Source organism: Erysipelotrichaceae bacterium 66202529 (assembly GCA_017161075.1).
GTDB lineage: Bacteria > Bacillota_I > Bacilli_A > Erysipelotrichales > Erysipelotrichaceae > Clostridium_AQ.
In genome coordinates this window covers 4,100,201-4,115,857 of sequence record CP046174.1, presented here as the reverse complement: position 1 = coordinate 4,115,857, position 15,657 = coordinate 4,100,201, and the positions used below count along the sequence as shown (strand labels likewise).

At 42.0% G+C, this 15,657-nt stretch carries 16 protein-coding genes; 11 read left to right on the top strand and 5 right to left on the bottom strand.

All coding sequences use genetic code 11. The features are described from left to right. The 3 genes from GKZ87_19450 to GKZ87_19440 are packed head-to-tail and all read left to right on the top strand — an operon-like array spanning position 1 to position 2,150. Positions 1-636 (top strand): transaldolase, encoded by a 636-nt coding sequence (locus tag GKZ87_19450; GenBank protein ID QSI27513.1) that lies wholly within the window; start codon positions 1-3, stop codon positions 634-636. Positions 637-653: 17 nt separating this feature from the next. Beyond that, the gene (locus GKZ87_19445; GenBank protein QSI27512.1) at positions 654-1,631 is read left to right on the top strand and encodes a D-2-hydroxyacid dehydrogenase; all 978 of its coding nucleotides are present in this window, start codon (positions 654-656) and stop codon (positions 1,629-1,631) included. Positions 1,632-1,652: 21 nt separating this feature from the next. Beyond that, on the top strand, positions 1,653-2,150 hold the full coding sequence (locus GKZ87_19440) for a hypothetical protein (GenBank protein QSI27511.1): 498 nt from the start codon (positions 1,653-1,655) through the stop codon (positions 2,148-2,150). Positions 2,151-2,368: 218 nt separating this feature from the next. Here the strand turns inward: GKZ87_19440 and GKZ87_19435 are convergent, their stop codons facing one another. Continuing rightward, positions 2,369-3,013, bottom strand: coding sequence for a transaldolase (locus GKZ87_19435; protein QSI27510.1), 645 nt, complete (start codon positions 3,011-3,013; stop codon positions 2,369-2,371). Between the two features lie 204 nt (positions 3,014-3,217). On the opposite strand from GKZ87_19435, the gene GKZ87_19430 reads away from it, so the two are divergent. The 4 genes from GKZ87_19430 to GKZ87_19415 all read left to right on the top strand — a co-directional run bounded on the left by GKZ87_19430 (position 3,218) and on the right by GKZ87_19415 (position 8,146). Further along, entirely contained in the window at positions 3,218-4,336 is a 1,119-nt protein-coding gene (locus GKZ87_19430) for an iron-containing alcohol dehydrogenase (protein ID QSI27509.1), read from the top strand. Then, the gene (locus tag GKZ87_19425; protein ID QSI27508.1) at positions 4,329-5,147 is read left to right on the top strand and encodes a Cof-type HAD-IIB family hydrolase; all 819 of its coding nucleotides are present in this window, start codon (positions 4,329-4,331) and stop codon (positions 5,145-5,147) included. The genes GKZ87_19430 and GKZ87_19425 overlap by 8 nt, the downstream gene beginning before the upstream one ends. Before the next feature lie 327 nt (positions 5,148-5,474). After that, entirely contained in the window at positions 5,475-6,851 is a 1,377-nt protein-coding gene (locus tag GKZ87_19420) for an MATE family efflux transporter (protein QSI27507.1), read from the top strand. A 386-nt stretch (positions 6,852-7,237) separates the two neighbouring features. Then, complete coding sequence (locus GKZ87_19415; GenBank protein ID QSI27506.1) at positions 7,238-8,146, top strand: hypothetical protein; 909 nt, start codon at positions 7,238-7,240, stop codon at positions 8,144-8,146. 62 nt (positions 8,147-8,208) lie between these two features. On the opposite strand, the gene GKZ87_19410 is transcribed toward GKZ87_19415, so the two are convergent. Continuing rightward, entirely contained in the window at positions 8,209-9,378 is a 1,170-nt protein-coding gene (locus GKZ87_19410; GenBank protein QSI27505.1) for an aminotransferase class I/II-fold pyridoxal phosphate-dependent enzyme, read from the bottom strand. Then, on the bottom strand, positions 9,378-9,866 hold the full coding sequence (locus GKZ87_19405) for an Lrp/AsnC family transcriptional regulator (protein QSI27504.1): 489 nt from the start codon (positions 9,864-9,866) through the stop codon (positions 9,378-9,380). Before GKZ87_19405 ends, GKZ87_19410 begins: the two co-directional genes overlap by 1 nt. A gap of 404 nt (positions 9,867-10,270) precedes the next feature. On the opposite strand from GKZ87_19405, the gene GKZ87_19400 reads away from it, so the two are divergent. The 4 genes from GKZ87_19400 to GKZ87_19385 all read left to right on the top strand — a co-directional run bounded on the left by GKZ87_19400 (position 10,271) and on the right by GKZ87_19385 (position 13,843). Then, a complete protein-coding gene (locus tag GKZ87_19400; protein QSI27503.1) occupies positions 10,271-10,762 on the top strand; it encodes a sigma-70 family RNA polymerase sigma factor in 492 nt (163 codons plus the stop codon). Next, positions 10,759-11,976, top strand: coding sequence for a hypothetical protein (locus GKZ87_19395; GenBank protein ID QSI27502.1), 1,218 nt, complete (start codon positions 10,759-10,761; stop codon positions 11,974-11,976). The genes GKZ87_19400 and GKZ87_19395 overlap by 4 nt, the downstream gene beginning before the upstream one ends. A gap of 433 nt (positions 11,977-12,409) precedes the next feature. Continuing rightward, on the top strand, positions 12,410-13,246 hold the full coding sequence (locus GKZ87_19390) for a hypothetical protein (protein QSI27501.1): 837 nt from the start codon (positions 12,410-12,412) through the stop codon (positions 13,244-13,246). Between the two features lie 75 nt (positions 13,247-13,321). Further along, the gene (locus tag GKZ87_19385; protein QSI27500.1) at positions 13,322-13,843 is read left to right on the top strand and encodes an NUDIX domain-containing protein; all 522 of its coding nucleotides are present in this window, start codon (positions 13,322-13,324) and stop codon (positions 13,841-13,843) included. A 471-nt stretch (positions 13,844-14,314) separates the two neighbouring features. Here the strand turns inward: GKZ87_19385 and GKZ87_19380 are convergent, their stop codons facing one another. After that, positions 14,315-14,917 carry a hypothetical protein gene (locus GKZ87_19380; protein QSI27499.1) on the bottom strand — a complete coding sequence of 201 codons (603 nt, stop codon included), beginning with the start codon at positions 14,915-14,917 and terminating at the stop codon, positions 14,315-14,317. Between the two features lie 89 nt (positions 14,918-15,006). Further along, the gene (locus GKZ87_19375) at positions 15,007-15,615 is read right to left on the bottom strand and encodes a YigZ family protein (protein ID QSI27498.1); all 609 of its coding nucleotides are present in this window, start codon (positions 15,613-15,615) and stop codon (positions 15,007-15,009) included. Positions 15,616-15,657: the final 42 nt, after the last annotated feature.

Below are 15,657 nucleotides of genomic sequence, written 5' to 3'. Positions count from 1 at the left end.
ATGCGGCTGATGATAGATACCGCCAGTCTTCAGGAAATCGAGGAGGCGATGACTTGGGGAATTGATGCAGTTACGGCAAATGCAACCATGTATCGTAAGGAAGCAATTACACTTTATGAATTCCTTACACATGTCGAAGCCCTTCCGCACAGCTTTCTCAGTGCTGAGGTGATAGGAAGCTATGAGGAAATGTATAAACAGGCACTTTCTCTGCATGAGCAGTATCCGGATGTCGTGATAAAAATAAATTACAGTGCAGAAGGGTTACGACTCGCGGCTGCATTGAGCAGGAAACAGATCACAACCGCTATGACGCTGATCTTCACGGTGTCACAGGCGGTTCTTGCCGTACAGAGCGTCTGCCGGTATATTTTCTGTTTTGTTGGCAGAAATGATGAAAACGGGCAGGATGGATTACAGGTTTTAAACCGTATTTGTCATGCGACTGTTAATAGTGATGTTTATGTTGTCGGGGCAAGCATTAAAAACCTGCATCAGCTGGAGGCGGCGGCAGTCATGGGCGTAAGCTATGCAGCCCTGTCCTTCCATCTTCTGAAAAAAACAATGGAAAACACCTTGACAATATCCGGAAGCAGGATGTTTGAGGATGACTGGAATCAATTAAAAAACCTGTAGATTGGAGGAAGCTCACCATGAAAAATTATCGTATACTGGTTGTGGCGGATACGCAGGAGCATCATAGAAAAATGCTGGAACAGGCAGCGCCAAATGCACAATTCATATACCGCAGTGCAAAGGCGGTGCAGCAGGAGGATGTGCAGAAGGCGGATATCATAATCGGAAATCCCCGGGCATCGCTGCTGGAAAACTGTGAGCAATTACAGTGGCTGCAATTACAAAGTGCAGGCACAGATGATTATCGCGACTGTACCTTGATAAAAAATAACCGTATCCTGTTCAGTAACGGCAGCGGTGTATACGGTCTTGCCATCAGTGAATTTATGCTTACGACTACACTTATGATGTTTAAAAAAATGAAGGCCTATATGCAGAATCAAAGGGATCATGCATGGAAGAAGGAAGGGACGATTTCTTCTGTCTATGGCTCTACGGTTCTGATACTCGGCTTAGGTGATATCGGATCCAGCTATGGGAAACTGATTCGTTTGCTTGGCGGTTATGTGATTGCGTGTCAGCTGACTGCTGCAGAGCCGAATGAAAGTGCTGATGAAATTCACGCTATGTGTGATCTCAATGCATTGCTTCCCCGTGCCGACCTGGTTGCAGTCTGCCTGCCTGGGAATGATGATACACGGCATTTGTTCCATAAGAATACATTTGCACGAATGAAAAAAAGTGCCTGCTTTTTGAATATCGGACGCGGATTTATTGTAAATACAGATGATTTGCTGGAGGCCTTGCGTAATCATACAATCGCACAGGCGGCTCTGGATGTTATTGAGGGGGAACCGTTACCTCCTGAGCATCCCGCATGGGAGTTGGATAACCTTATTCTGACACCGCATGTGGCAGGCGGAACATATCTTCCGGAAACAAATAACCGGTTCTTTGCCTTTGCGGCAGAAAATCTGAAAGCATATCTGGCAGGAGATAAAATCCGTAACCAGGTGGATTTGGTAAGCGGCTGCCGCAAGGAAAGTCTGAAATAGCTGTACAGGAGGAGTAGGAACATGAAAAGAAAACGGAGTATGGAGTGGAAGCTGTCTCTTCGTATGCTTCAAATAACTGGCTTGTTGACAGGTATCTTGGGTATCGTATTGATATTGTATTGCTGCTTACGGGCTAGTGATCAGGGGATTGCATTGTTTACACTGATTCAAAGGGATGTAGGTTATAATATCTATTTCATGTATGCCATGATTGAGCTCTTGTGTGCCGGTGAAATATTTTTTCTACTAAGGCAGTTTAAGCAACAGGAACAAGTGGAACGCTCTCTGCTGCAGGCTGCTCTTGTCATGCTGGTACAAAGCTTTTTACTGAATCCGGTCACATCCATTCTACTGTTTATCTTTCTATTTCAAAGCCTGCGCCGTAATGCGGTTGGTCTGCATACGCTGATAACTAATATCAGGAAGCCTGGAATACGGGGCATACTTATTGCGAATGCAGCCGGTCTGCTATTTCTTACATCTGTAATATACATGACTCTGTTTACACTTGTCGCATAAGACATAAATGAGAGAAAAATATTTTTAACAAGGCTGAACTTTATACATCTTATAAAAACACGCAAAAAGATGCATAATCGTCCTATACACTGGATTCATATGCATCTTTTCATGTATTTGCAAATCATTACGATTCTATTTAAAAATTATGAAGAATCCTTTTTATATCGCCAAGCATTACCTTGCTCATCTACATGGTAATGAAAAACTACATCATGCTAATGATTACATGCATTCTGATAAAAATCATCCGCAAAGGTTTGTGCACCGCTATCTGTCAGCGGATGCTGTAGGGATTTCATATACAACGCATAAGGAATGGCAGCGTAATCGATCTTCATTGCCGCCAGCTTCTCCAGCTGTGCCAGATTCTTAATGGAAGCTGCTACAGTTTTAACCGAATAGCTTTTAGCCTCTATCATTTCCTGAATATCGTTCAGAATACGCATAGCATCACTTCCGTATTCCTCATTTCTCCCAATAAAGAAAAACAGATAATCCACATGGGCATTGATTGCTGCCACAGCCTGTCCCATAGTAAATAGCAGAGTCATTGCGGTTTTCACTCCGCGCTTATGTAAGGCGTCTGCCAACCGCAATCCATCCTTTGAAAAATTGATTTTAATAACCAGCTTGTTGTGTATTGCAAGCAGCGTCTCTGCCTGCTGCAGCATTTCCTCATAGGTGCCGATAACTTCAGCACTTAGAAAATCTAGATTCTCCTTTGCATATGTTGAAACAAAATCATGTATCCCGATATGATTCTTACGATACATACTGGTATTGGCGGTTACACCTCTTACTCCCAGTGTCAGGGCCTCGCGGATTTCCTGTTCATTCCCACTATCAATCAGATACAGCATACCATCATTCCTCCTCTATTACCTATAGTATACACAAGGAAGCAGGGTATTTTTTCATAGGAAGCAACAAATGCTTCCGTAAGAATGCGGTAATGGTGCGAATGTATTTTTTTCCTTATCGATATGGAAGCACTCTGTATATCCATGTTCTGTACAGCCTGAAAAAAAGCCGTATAATGAACGTGTATAGAGGAGGTATGTACTATGTTTCACTATTATCAGCCAACAAAGATTCATTTTGGTGCCGGACAACTGAGCGAGCTGGGGCACGTATGTAAAAGCTATGGAAAAACCTGTTTTCTAGTTACAACACCGGATGCACCCCTACAGCCGTTATATGAGCGTGTAAAAAAGCTTCTGGATGCAGAAGGAATCCGTGTTATTCATTTTGACAGGGTAGAACCGAATCCAAGTGTGGAAATTGTAGAACAGGGCTTTGCCATGCTGAAGGAACAGCCTGCTGATTTTGTACTGGCAGTTGGGGGAGGAAGCTCCATCGATACTGCGAAAGCCATCGCCTTTGCGAATGGAAAGGACAGCATAGACTGGGATTACCTGTTTAACGAATACAATTCACCGTTTGCATACTATGCATCCTACAGTAAGGAACATCTGCCTCTTTTGAGTGTACCGACCACATCAGGGACAGGATCACAGGTAACTCAGGCAGCCGTTATCACCAGAGGAAAAGAAAAAATCACCTTTTTCCACCCGGATAATTTCTCTCAGGAAACGATTCTTGATCCTGAGCTTATGCTGACACTGCCAAAGCGGATGAGTGCGGCAACCGGATTTGATGCTTTCACACATGCATTTGAAAGCTACATCAACGCCAATGCTTCACATTACAGTGCAATGGATTCTATGGAGGCTATGCGTCTTGTCATAGAAAATCTGCCAAGCGTATTACAGGAGCCGCAGAATCTAAAATATCGTACCAATATGTGTCTTGCTGATACACTGGCAGGACGTGCTCTGGCAAATTCCGGGGCAAGCGCACCGCATCCGCTTTCTGAAATCATTGGTGGAATCGTCCATTTGCCGCATGGAGAAGCACTTGCTGTTGTATTCCCTGCCTTCATTCAGCACATGGCTGAAAAGAACAGGGAACGCTTTGCGGATGTTGCCAAGCTGTTTGGAAGTGAAGATTTATATTCTGCAATGACAAACTTTCTGGAAACGATTGGACTTCATAAAAAGCTGAAGGACTTCGGCGTAAGCGAAGATGAATTTCATGAAATCCTGGCATCTCCTATACTGGATCATCTTCCGTTTGGAAGCAGAGAAGAGCTGGAGGCCATACTGAAAGATTCCTATGCCTGAAATTCGCATGATAGGTCTGGATCTGGATGGAACACTGCTGCGTAGGGATCAAACAGTCAGTGAAGGAAATTTACAGGCCTTACGGAAATGTGTAGAACAGGGCATACAGATATATCTGATCAGCGGCAGACCGTACTGCTTCACAAAAATGATAGCACAGCAGATTCATGAACGAGTAAAAGTGATATCTTCTAATGGCGGTATATATGAAATAGGGACGCGATGTATCGAACAATGGATAGAGCCGTATTGTCTGCATCAGATTATTGAAGTACTGAAAAGGGAGGAGCATGCACACGCCTTTTTCAAGGGGAAATATGAATTTTTTACACATGAGCCTTATGATGAACGCTTTCTGTATGACCATATGAATAATCGGCTGCCTGCTGATGTACAGGTGAAATCATTTACCGATATGAGCTGGGAGGAACTGAGCAGAAACGTCCATGATATCGCAAAAATACTGGTTTATGACATGAACGCACAGCGGCTCTTAAAAGCCAGAGGACAAATAGAATGTATAGAGAATACCACGGTAACAAATTATCAGCCAATCAGCTTTGATATAACTGCCGGAGGTGTTAACAAAGGGAATGCAATAAAAGCTGTATTGCAGGCTCTGCATCTGAAGAAAGAGGAGTTTGTGGCATTTGGTGATGCACAAAATGATCTTCCCATGTTTCAGGAAGCAGGACTTACAGTTGCTATGGCGAATGCAAGTGAGGAAATCCAGGCAGCCTGTGATATCGTGACCTCCGATTTTATGGATGACGGTGTGGCAAAGGCAATACAGCGCTATATATTAAGATGAAAGGGGCTTCTAAGTGAAGCTCTTTTTCGTTTTACCCTGTCAAGCTAAATCTGGAGTACATATTTATGAAAAGGATCAATAGCGTGGAAATTCCGGTATTCTGATGTATAATAATGGTGTCAGGGGAGAATGGAACCATCCCATGGCGGACATCCTTTGTTTACAGATGTCGATGTATCAAGCAGTCTGAACATGATACATGAAGAAGGGACGAAATATGTCCCTTTTTCATTTGAAATGTTTACATATGCTATTGCTGCCTATATAAACAGTATTGCTTCATAGTATCATAGTATGATAAAATTACACTCAGTTTGAGGTGATAGTATGATAGATAAAAAGGTATTTGTGCGGCTTCTTCTCACCATAGGACTGCCAATCGTTTTACAGCAGATCATATCACTGAGTCTGAATATGATTGATACGTTCATGATCGGCAGTATCGGTGTAGGGGAGCTGGCAGCTGTTGGGGCAGCGAACAAGGTTTATTTCATTTTTTCAATTATCTGCTTTGGGATTTACAGCGGCTCCAGTATTTATGTATCTCAATACTGGGGAATCCGGGATGTGAAAAATATTCGTAAGGTCATTGCGATTGAAATGCGAATTGGTTTTTTTCTGGCATTATTTACTGTTGTGCTGGCACTTGCATTTGCGCCGCAGATTTTACAGTTATTTGTAAGGGAACCGGATGTTGTGGCTATTGGGGCATCGTATTTGCGTATCACCTGTTTCACCTATATGATGACGGCGTTTTCCTTTCTTATGAGCTTTAATTCCCGTGCCATTCATAACCTGAAGGTACCGACGCTCGCAAGCGTATTGGCTATCACCATCAATACGGTATTGAATTATGGATTGATATTTGGAAACCTTCATTTACCGCGATTGGGTGTGGAGGGTGCTGCTATAGCGACATTGACCGCCCGTTTCGTGGAAATGCTGTTGATCTTGGGGTATGTATACTTCAGCAACGATCATCCGCTGGCTGTTGATCTTGCCACCATCCGTAAGCTGGATATCCCGTTAATGAAGCGTGTTGTGAAAACCGCCCTTCCTGTAGCCATGAGTGAAAGTGCATGGAGCATCGGAACCACCGTATGCTTTATTGCTTATGGATTATTGGGAACGAGTGCAGTCGCAGTCGTACAGGTGGCGAGTGTTATCAATGATTTATTTCAATGTGTATTTTTTGGTCTTGGCAACGCCTGTGCTGTTATGATTGGCAATGAGCTGGGGAGAAATCATACAAAGCTTGCCTATGCCTATGGAAAAGCTTTTATCGTTATTAACATCGGCTTCTGTCTTGCTATGACCGCAGCACTGCTATTGTTTAAAGGTGCTATTATTGATATTTACAATTATGATCGTGTAACCAGTAGTATGTTGAATCTTACATTGATTGCCTATGCGCTGTATACGACACCGAAAATGATGTCCTATGTACATATATGCGGTATTCTAAGATCGGGAGGAGATACGAAATTTTGTATGTTTTGTGATTTGATCGGTATATGGTGTGTTGCTATTCCTATGTCCTTCCTCGCTGCTGTTGTATGGAAGCTGCCACTGCATTGGGTTGTCGCATTGTCATTCAGCGATGAGCTTGTGAAAGCAATGGTTACCCTGTGGCGGTTCCGTTCGAAAAAATGGATTCATGTACTTGTTCATAAGGATACGCAGAGGGAAGCAGCCTTTATATAAAGAAACGAATACATTCATACTGTATACGACCTTTAAACTACACAGAAGGCTCATAGCAGAGAAAGCGTACGGTTTTACAATATAGCTGTTTTATACAGAAAGTACAGGATAAGGGAACAATATACTGTACGTTTAAGCATATTATATTTCAGAACATGTTAAGCGAAAGAGTATCATATTCTCAAGAGTATATTATACTCGAGAGTAAATATATTCACGGGCATGCTGTAGATTAAGGACGTGCCCTGCCCAATGAGTAAGTACGTGCCGTACCCAAAGAGGGAATATTATATCCAGAAGGCATGCTATACCCATGGGGCATGCTATCCCCTCAGGATATTTTATGGTATGATATAGGTAACACGAAGGGAAAGGGAGAATCATCTATGGATCATTTACCTGAACAGGAAGCTCAGCATGTTATACAGCTACTCAGTGGCTTGTTTATATATGCTTATCAGACAAAGAATAAAAAAACAAGAATCACCATGGATAATATGGAACACATCTGTCATATCGGAAGTACCATACTGTTTCGTAATGAACAGACAAGCAGGAAACTGATTGAGCGCTATCTGAAGCTACATCCTGAGCTGGCAAAGGAGGATGCTGTCTGTATAGAGCGGTTTAAAGGTAGCTGTAAACGCCAGCTCTATGTTATGCGCTATGAACAGGAGTATACCTTTGTTATGGATCGTAAGAATAAGCTGCTTTACGGAGTAAAGGGGATCACCGATTCCCTGAGCTTTCTATTGCGTGAACAGACGCTGCCCTGTATGGTTCAATATGCCATCCTGCCATACAAGGATTTCTTTATTCTCGATAGCATCGGAACTACCAAAGCATTAAAAGACTTTTCATATATCATAGAGCTGTATGAGGACTTTCGCAGTATCGCCAAAGACAAAGGGGCAATGCTTTCAGCGAGTGAAGCTGCATCCTTCCGTGTACTGAACCGGAATATGCAGGAAACAAAGGAAGATTTGTTTTCGGATTTTATAAATCCATTAAGTGGTTATTTGTATCAAAAGGGCTTTGATGAACAGGGGAAAATTCTGGAGGCTGCCCTGGCTGCATGGAATTTGAGCTATGGCAGTGATGAGCAGGCGAAGGAGTATTTTAACAGGGATATGTTCAAAGAATATATAAAGCCGCTGATGGAATATCGCAGAACAGCATTTGCGAATGTCAGGTTTCTGATCGACCGGCTGGAGCCACCACTGGAAGGAGAAACCTTAATGCGGGTGATTGAGAAAAAGGATGTAGAGCAGCTGGAGCTGGAACTGGATATGTGAGTAAGCAAAAAGAAAAGGTTGTGCGAATGGACATGGTGTCACATTTACACAACCTTTTTATACTATTTCTGACGGAATTTTTCCATGAACTGATCAATGCGCTCAATCGCTTCACGGATATGGTCAATGCTGTATGCATAGGATACACGGATAAAGCCTTCTCCTGCATCACCGAATGCCGTACCGGGCACGCAGGCAACCCGTTGCTCCTCCAGCAGTTGAACACAGAATGCATCACTCGTTAATCCGGTTCCTCTGATATCCGGGAAGATATAAAATGCACCATGTGGTAAATGCGTTGGCAATCCAATTCTGTTGAAGCCCTTCGTAATGAAATTCCGCCTTGTCATGTAGGACTCTCGCATTTCTGCGACATGAATATCACCATTGCGCATAGCATCTATGGCACCGTATTGTGCAGCTGTTGGAGCGGACATGATGATATACTGGTGAATTTTATTCATTGCGGCGGTAAAGGTTTTATTCGCTAGAACATACCCCAGGCGCCAGCCGGTCATGGCATAAGCCTTTGAAAAACCGCTGATAATGATGACCTGATCCTTGATCTCATCAAAATTGGCAGGAGAACAGAAGGTGCCATCGTACGTCAGCTCAGCATAAATTTCATCACTGATAACGATGATTTCATGCTCCTTCAGGATTGGTACTAGCTTTGCATAATCCTCTTTCGTCATGACACCGCCGGTTGGATTGCTCGGGAAATTCATCAAAATCGCTTTCGTTTTCGGTGTAATCGCAGCCTTTAGCTTTTCTGGTGTCAGCTTGAACTGATCCTCATGCTCCAGCTTGATATGCACCGGAACGGCTCCTGTAAGCTCGACACTTGGCGTATAGGCCACATAGCTTGGCTCCATCAGAATGACCTCATCACCCGGATTCACAATGGCGCGCATGGCAATATCAATGGCCTCACTGCCGCCGACAGTCACAATCACGTTGTCCACAGGATCATAATCCAGATGAAAGCGGCGTTTCTGATACAGACAGATTTCCTCACGCAGCTCCAGAAGTCCCTGATTCGCGGTATAATGTGTTTTTCCACTCTCTATGGAATAAATTGCAGCCTCACGGATATGCCAGGGTGTATCAAAATCGGGTTCTCCGACACCAAGGGATATAACGCCCTCCATTTCACTGGCAAGATCAAAGTATTTACGGATTCCGCTTGGTTTGATGGTTTGTACGTGCTGACTTAAAAATTTTTCGTACATTATGGCGTCACAACCAGTCTTTCGCTTGGCTTCTCTTCTTCATCCAGAACAATACCGTTGATCTTATACTCCTTCAGCACGAAAAAGGTAGATGTTGAAACGACATTTTCTGTTGTAGCCAGCTTTGCACCGACGAAATTGGATATCTCCTGCATGGTTCTTCCATAAATGATGACGATAAACTCGCTCTTTCCACTCATCAGATACATAGTATCGACTTCCGGATAACGGTAGATATTCTTGGCGACCCGGTCATAGCCGAAATCACGTTCCGGTGTAACATCTACTTCAATCAGGGCCATGACCTTATCTTTGTTGGTCTTTTCCCAGTTGATAATGGTATGGTAGCCACAAATAACCTTTTTCTTTTCCAGGTCATTCATGGTGTGGATGACACTTTCTTCATCCTCCAGCAAAACATCCGCCAAATCTCTGGTAGAGTATCTTGCATTTGTTTCCAGTAATGACAGCAGTAATTCTTTTTTCATCCTTTATCACCTCGTATAATACTTATATTTTAAACCGAGATGCTTATGAAGTAAACAAAAAGGTGAAAAGTTGAAAGGCAGTATAGTGGATAAACAAGAATACATTCAGTGAAAATGGTAGAGACAGATGTATGTGTGATCAAAAGCATGCTTATAAAGGATTGGTGTATGGAAGGCTGTATCAGTAGGAATTTCGTTATAATAAAGACAAAGAAGCGAACAGGAATTTAAAATCAATCTGTTATAATAAGGACAAAGAACAGAAATACATAATTAAAAGAGAGAAGAAATTATGTGGTATACAATTATGTGGCAGGTCATGATTGCAGTGAATGGAATGATTGTATAAATTTTATGAAATATATTTAGGGAAGTAATCGTTTTTAACATGAAGGAGAATATATATGGATGAAAGTGAGCAGGCGCTGTGCAGCAGTCTGGATGAGCTGCTGGAGGTTTATGGTGATACGGTATACCGGATTGCCTTGCAGAATATGGGAAATGTATATGATGCGCAGGATGTATCACAGGATGTTTTTTTACGGATTATGAAGAAGCGCCCGCAATTTACATCAAAGGCACATGAAAAGGCATGGATTCTGCGGGTGACGATCAATGTATGTAAGGACTGCTGGAAATATCAGAAGCTGCGAACGACGGTGGAACTGCAGGAAAATCTGGCAGGGATAAACGTAAAGGCTGATTTTGGGCTTTTATATGAGGTTATGAAGCTGCCGGTAAAGTATCGCAATGTCCTATATCTGTTTTATTATGAGGAGCTTAGTGTCTCTATGATTGCGGAAATTCTGCAGAAAAAAGAAGCAACCATACTAACATGGCTGCACCGTGCAAGAAAGCAGCTGAAAAAAAGACTGGAAGAGGGTGAGTTGTTATGAAGAAATATCGCGATGAGCTGAATCAGATACATATGAGTGAGGAGTTAAAGCAAAACATCAGAAATGCTGTGCAGGATGAGATGCAGCCACGGCAATACCATCGACGGAATCACCGGTATGTATGGGGATGTGTAACGGTATGTGCTATGCTTTTGCTATGTATAGGACTATATATGCTGTTTGATAAGCCCGCAGATGTAGGGGAGGATATGGGGCAGATAGCGAAAAACTCAGGGAATACCATACATGAGGAATCAGTAACGGATTCGCTAAAGGAAACAGAAGGAAAGACAGGCTCTGCACAGGATCGTATTCTTCCGGATGCATCCTATCAGCCGCAGATACAATCCTTTATGGGGGGAATGGGGGCTTCTGAGCAGGTATCTATACAGAAAAAGAAAATCAGGGATATGCCATATGAAAATGCACATTTGAATATCACAGGAGCTCTGCCTGTATATAAGAGCTTATATGGAAATGTAGTGAATACGGAGTCTGTTTCAGAAGCCGTAAGGAAGAAGCGGGAAGAAGAAGCGAAGCATCTGTTAGAGTCTGTAAAGAAAACACCGTCCAGGCTGCTTCGAATCACTGATGCGGTGGCGGATGGTAACGGTGATTTGCGATTTATTATAGAAACAGATTTAAAGGAAGGAACCAGAACACAGCAGCAGAACATCGCAAAGGAACTGTTACATGTATATCCGCAGCTGTTCTCCTTCAAAAGGGCAGATATGCAGACAAGCTGTGATATCCATATGGGAAACGGACTGATGGTTTGCCAAACAGATATCTTCGAGGCAGACGATCATGCGAAAAAGGGATTGTTACATCAGGTGATAGAGGGGGCTGTATTATGTGATGCTGGAAACGGTGTATACTATCTCAGCATTCCGTATAGTAAAAAGTACAAGCTGCTGCAGGAATATACTATTCTGAGCAGTGAGGAAGCAAAAGAGGTTATGTATCAGGGGGGATATTACAGTATCCTTCAGTCTACAGAATATTCTTTAAAGCACCTCGATATTCTTCACGTTGAGCTTACCTATGGAGGCAGAGACTATGGGTATGCCTCCTATCAGCCTTATGTCCTGCCAATTTATCGGTTTTATGCATGGGAAACGGTGAAAAAAAAGCCTGTTATTCTGGAGGTGCCTGCCTTATATCCACAGGATTTAAAGGAATTGAAGGAAAACAAGTGGTATTTTCATGAATGATAAGGTCAAATGAGAACAAAATGAGATCGAATCCTTAAAAACTGAAGGATGTGGACGTAAAAGCAGAAGCAGGGAAGCAGTTTATAAAAAATAAAAGGGACTGGGAATGCAGTCCTTTTCGCAATGGTAAGCTCCTGTACATTTTCGTTGACTTTTATGCATGGGATAAAAAAATTTGAGAGAAATACCTGGTATACAGGGATTGTGGAAAAAATATGAGACGAAATCGGTCAATTATGGAAAAATATGTTGAAAAATTCTCAAAAGGTTGTAAAATTAAATTAGGAATCCCCTTACATTTTTAAGAAATAGGAATAATTCAGCAGATTTGCTTCATATAATGGATATGAGCATACATCTGCATTTCATATAGACATACATAGTTCATTTTATCTTCAAATGTAAAATACGACAGGGAAAGGAGGAGAGAACTATGGCTATTTATGATATTTTATGCGAAGTAAAAGACGTAAGAGAAGCAGATATCGGTATCTGTGAATTTAATGGTTTCCTAGAAGATTATCTTTCCATCATTGAAACGGCAGAAGGAAAAGAGGACGATTACACTATCCTTTCGCAGCTCTTTGAAAAGGATCATAATCTGAAAATCTGCGCAAATCTGAGGCTGAACATTAACAAGGATGCAATCGCCAACCAGATTATACGCTACAAGGATTCATTTAAACTGCCAAAAGGAACAATCAAATGTCCGTATGTGGTATATGGAAGCTTTGATGAACACCAGAAGGCAATTATTCTTACATTGGGAGATAAAGAGGAATATGTGATGGCAAAGGCACTGTACTATGTCATGAGCGAACCGGAGAATGAATATGAAGGAACGCGGAATGAAATCATCGCTTTAAGCGTGAACAGGGAAAGTGTCGATATCCTGCTGGATACTGTAGAAAGCTTCTTTGAACGAAACCGCAAGGCTGGAATCGTACAGCGTGAGCTTGATGCAAAATTATTCCTGAACTATGATGAGATGTATGAGCTGGCTCAGAAGATTGCCAGCTACCAGCTGGTAAACCTGAGAGACATTCTTGCGAAATGCGATGATAAGGAAGAGTGTATTAACAGTATTATCGCAAACTGGTTCCTGTTAAAGAAATTCTCCTATGTTCAGTACATGATGGATAAAAATAATCTGAACAAGGTACATGACGGAAACGTAAAAAAACAGCGTCAGGTGGCAAAAGAGAAATGTGATGCAATCGGCTTTGTTTCCTACAGTGAATTGTGGAAGCTGGTAAAAGAACTGAGATAAGAAACCGCAAGGTTTCTTTCTTTTGTATGTCATAAAAGAACAGGTGTATAATAAGTACGATTGTGAGGTGTATTTATGAATTATTGTTATGAGTGCGGACATAAGCTGGTTATGAAGGATTTGGAGCATGAGGGAAGGATTCCCTTCTGTACCTCCTGCAGGCAGTTTCGTTTTCCTATTTTCAGTACTGCAATTTCCATGGTTACACTGAATCCGAAACGAGATAAGCTCCTTATGATCCAGCAGTATGGAAAGCCGAATAATATTCTTGTCGCAGGCTATGTGAATAAGGAAGAAAGCGCAGAGGATGCGCTGGTGAGGGAAATGCAGGAGGAAATCGGAAGAAAGGTGCTGCAGTACCGTTTTCTGAAAAGCGAGTATTTTCCAAAGACCAATACGCTGATTTTTAACTTTGCAGTGATAATTGACAGCGAATCACTGGAGGATGTCAGTGACTGGGAGGTGGATCAGGCCGCCTGGTTTACATTTGAAGAAGCTAAAGCCGCTGTGAAGCCTGCTTCTCTGGCACAACGCTTTCTCCTGAACTTTTTATCCGTGTATGAAAAGGATCCTGAAAACTTCTTTTCAAATACCTAAAATGTGAAAAAATTATAAAGATGTTAATACGTTTAAGAATTAGAAAATAAATTGTAGAATGGATTGTACATTACGCTAAGCATTTTATTTACGCTATTATGATAAAAGCAAGGCAGGGTATTATTACAGGGAAGAATGGCGCCACACTTACATTCTTTTTTGATTCCTGGCATATGAGAATCGTGAAATACAACAATGCAATGGTTATCAATCCTTTTGTAGCTGCTTTCCTTTTATGTACCTTCAAATGAGAAAGAACTCAGGCTTATATTTTTATTTTTGCTATAAAAGCATATATATTGTAGCTCCTTTTATGTGTTTTCAGGTGAGAAACAGCTCAAGCTTTTATTCTTCTTTTTGTTATAAATCATACATATGCTATCCACTGATATACGAATACGGTGAAAAAAGAAAGAGATGAATCATAGATGTATGATATCGTCTCTTTCATGTATTTATAATGGTAAAACATTACTTTTTATTTTCCTGCTCTGTAGTTACCTGCTTTTCAATATCCTGCATCCGCTTATAAATGATAGGCCCGTCAAATCCAAAGGTTTTCCTGCCATTCATTTCCATAGCTTCCTCTACCTCCAGCTGATCTGCTCCAGTGGTTTCGTGTAGAATGAATTTCAGTACCGGTGTAAACATGCTGATACTGCTTCCAGTGAATACACCATCATGCTCTTCATATACCATCGGTGTGAATTTTTCACTCTTTTTTAGGCTTAGGTAATCCAGCTTTAAATCCGGATTGCTTGCGGTAAAGTCTTCCTTCGTATACTCCTGCGGCATATCATAGGAGGTTAAGGTTACGTTGCCTTCCTCATTCAGTGTAAAGAGAAAAAGGTGAGGCTGTGCATTGGTAGCGCCATTTTGTGTATAATAGCTTTCCTCCAGCAGAAAATAACCGGGGAAATTTGCTGGCAGATGCTGAATACGCTCATTCATCACGGTATTGATATGGTGTGCGTAGGGATGTGTGATCGCTCCTGCATCGTGCTGTTGTTTGATTTGCTCTGCATTATCAAATTCTCCTGTCATGCAGGTAAGAAATCTATGTAAAGTGTTCATGCATATTCCTTCTTTCGCTATAAGATTATACCTGTATAGCGTCAGCGTCAATCCTTTCGCTCAATATCACAATATCTCACACGCTTTTTTTACACTTCAACATCGACAGCGCGTTCCTCCACATAGACCGGAAGATAACGGCCGTTTGTGAGCTCTGATATATCATCATCCAGCGGCTTTCTGCACATCCATAAATACGTTACCTGTTCCCCATAGTCCTTATCCAGTACCGCCACATCGTTCTGTCGGAAATAATGGTCAAGCCTTCCAATCAGCTCATAGCTGAAGGTCATACGGTAAACTAGGCGTTTTTGCTTTTGTGTAATCACTGCCTGATCCAGCGCATGGGAGACACTTTTTGCATATGCGCGGATCAAACCACCTGCCCCCAGCTTAATGCCGCCAAAATACCGTACGGTTACAGCTATCGTATCCTGCATCTTACGGTTGGCAAGACATTCCAGCATAGGAACACCGGCAGTACCCTGCGGCTCTCCGTCATCGTTGCTTCGCTGCAGCTCGTTATGCTCACCAATGATAAACGCATAGCAGTGATGCCGTGCATTGGGATGCAGCTTTTTTATTTTCTGTATAAAATCCTTGGCATCTGCTTCTGAAAAGCTCTTATGTAAATAACAAAGAAAACGGCTTTTTTTGATTTCCAGCTCTGCCATTGTATCGTCTTTTATTCTGTACATGCTAATCACCTATGCCTATTATAGCGGATATGCAAGGGAAAG

Excerpts from the sequence above, each read along its gene's own strand:
- GKZ87_19450 (QSI27513.1), top strand. The coding sequence starts at position 1 with ATGCGGCTGATGATAGATACCGCCAGTCTTCAGGAAATCGAGGAGGCG.
- GKZ87_19445 (QSI27512.1), top strand. The coding sequence starts at position 654 with ATGAAAAATTATCGTATACTGGTTGTGGCGGATACGCAGGAGCATCAT.
- GKZ87_19440 (QSI27511.1), top strand. The coding sequence starts at position 1,653 with ATGAAAAGAAAACGGAGTATGGAGTGGAAGCTGTCTCTTCGTATGCTT.
- GKZ87_19435 (QSI27510.1), bottom strand. The coding sequence starts at position 3,013 with ATGCTGTATCTGATTGATAGTGGGAATGAACAGGAAATCCGCGAGGCC.
- GKZ87_19430 (QSI27509.1), top strand. The coding sequence starts at position 3,218 with ATGTTTCACTATTATCAGCCAACAAAGATTCATTTTGGTGCCGGACAA.
- GKZ87_19425 (QSI27508.1), top strand. The coding sequence starts at position 4,329 with ATGCCTGAAATTCGCATGATAGGTCTGGATCTGGATGGAACACTGCTG.
- GKZ87_19420 (QSI27507.1), top strand. The coding sequence starts at position 5,475 with ATGATAGATAAAAAGGTATTTGTGCGGCTTCTTCTCACCATAGGACTG.
- GKZ87_19415 (QSI27506.1), top strand. The coding sequence starts at position 7,238 with ATGGATCATTTACCTGAACAGGAAGCTCAGCATGTTATACAGCTACTC.
- GKZ87_19410 (QSI27505.1), bottom strand. The coding sequence starts at position 9,378 with ATGTACGAAAAATTTTTAAGTCAGCACGTACAAACCATCAAACCAAGC.
- GKZ87_19405 (QSI27504.1), bottom strand. The coding sequence starts at position 9,866 with ATGAAAAAAGAATTACTGCTGTCATTACTGGAAACAAATGCAAGATAC.
- GKZ87_19400 (QSI27503.1), top strand. The coding sequence starts at position 10,271 with ATGGATGAAAGTGAGCAGGCGCTGTGCAGCAGTCTGGATGAGCTGCTG.
- GKZ87_19395 (QSI27502.1), top strand. The coding sequence starts at position 10,759 with ATGAAGAAATATCGCGATGAGCTGAATCAGATACATATGAGTGAGGAG.
- GKZ87_19390 (QSI27501.1), top strand. The coding sequence starts at position 12,410 with ATGGCTATTTATGATATTTTATGCGAAGTAAAAGACGTAAGAGAAGCA.
- GKZ87_19385 (QSI27500.1), top strand. The coding sequence starts at position 13,322 with ATGAATTATTGTTATGAGTGCGGACATAAGCTGGTTATGAAGGATTTG.
- GKZ87_19380 (QSI27499.1), bottom strand. The coding sequence starts at position 14,917 with ATGAACACTTTACATAGATTTCTTACCTGCATGACAGGAGAATTTGAT.
- GKZ87_19375 (QSI27498.1), bottom strand. The coding sequence starts at position 15,615 with ATGTACAGAATAAAAGACGATACAATGGCAGAGCTGGAAATCAAAAAA.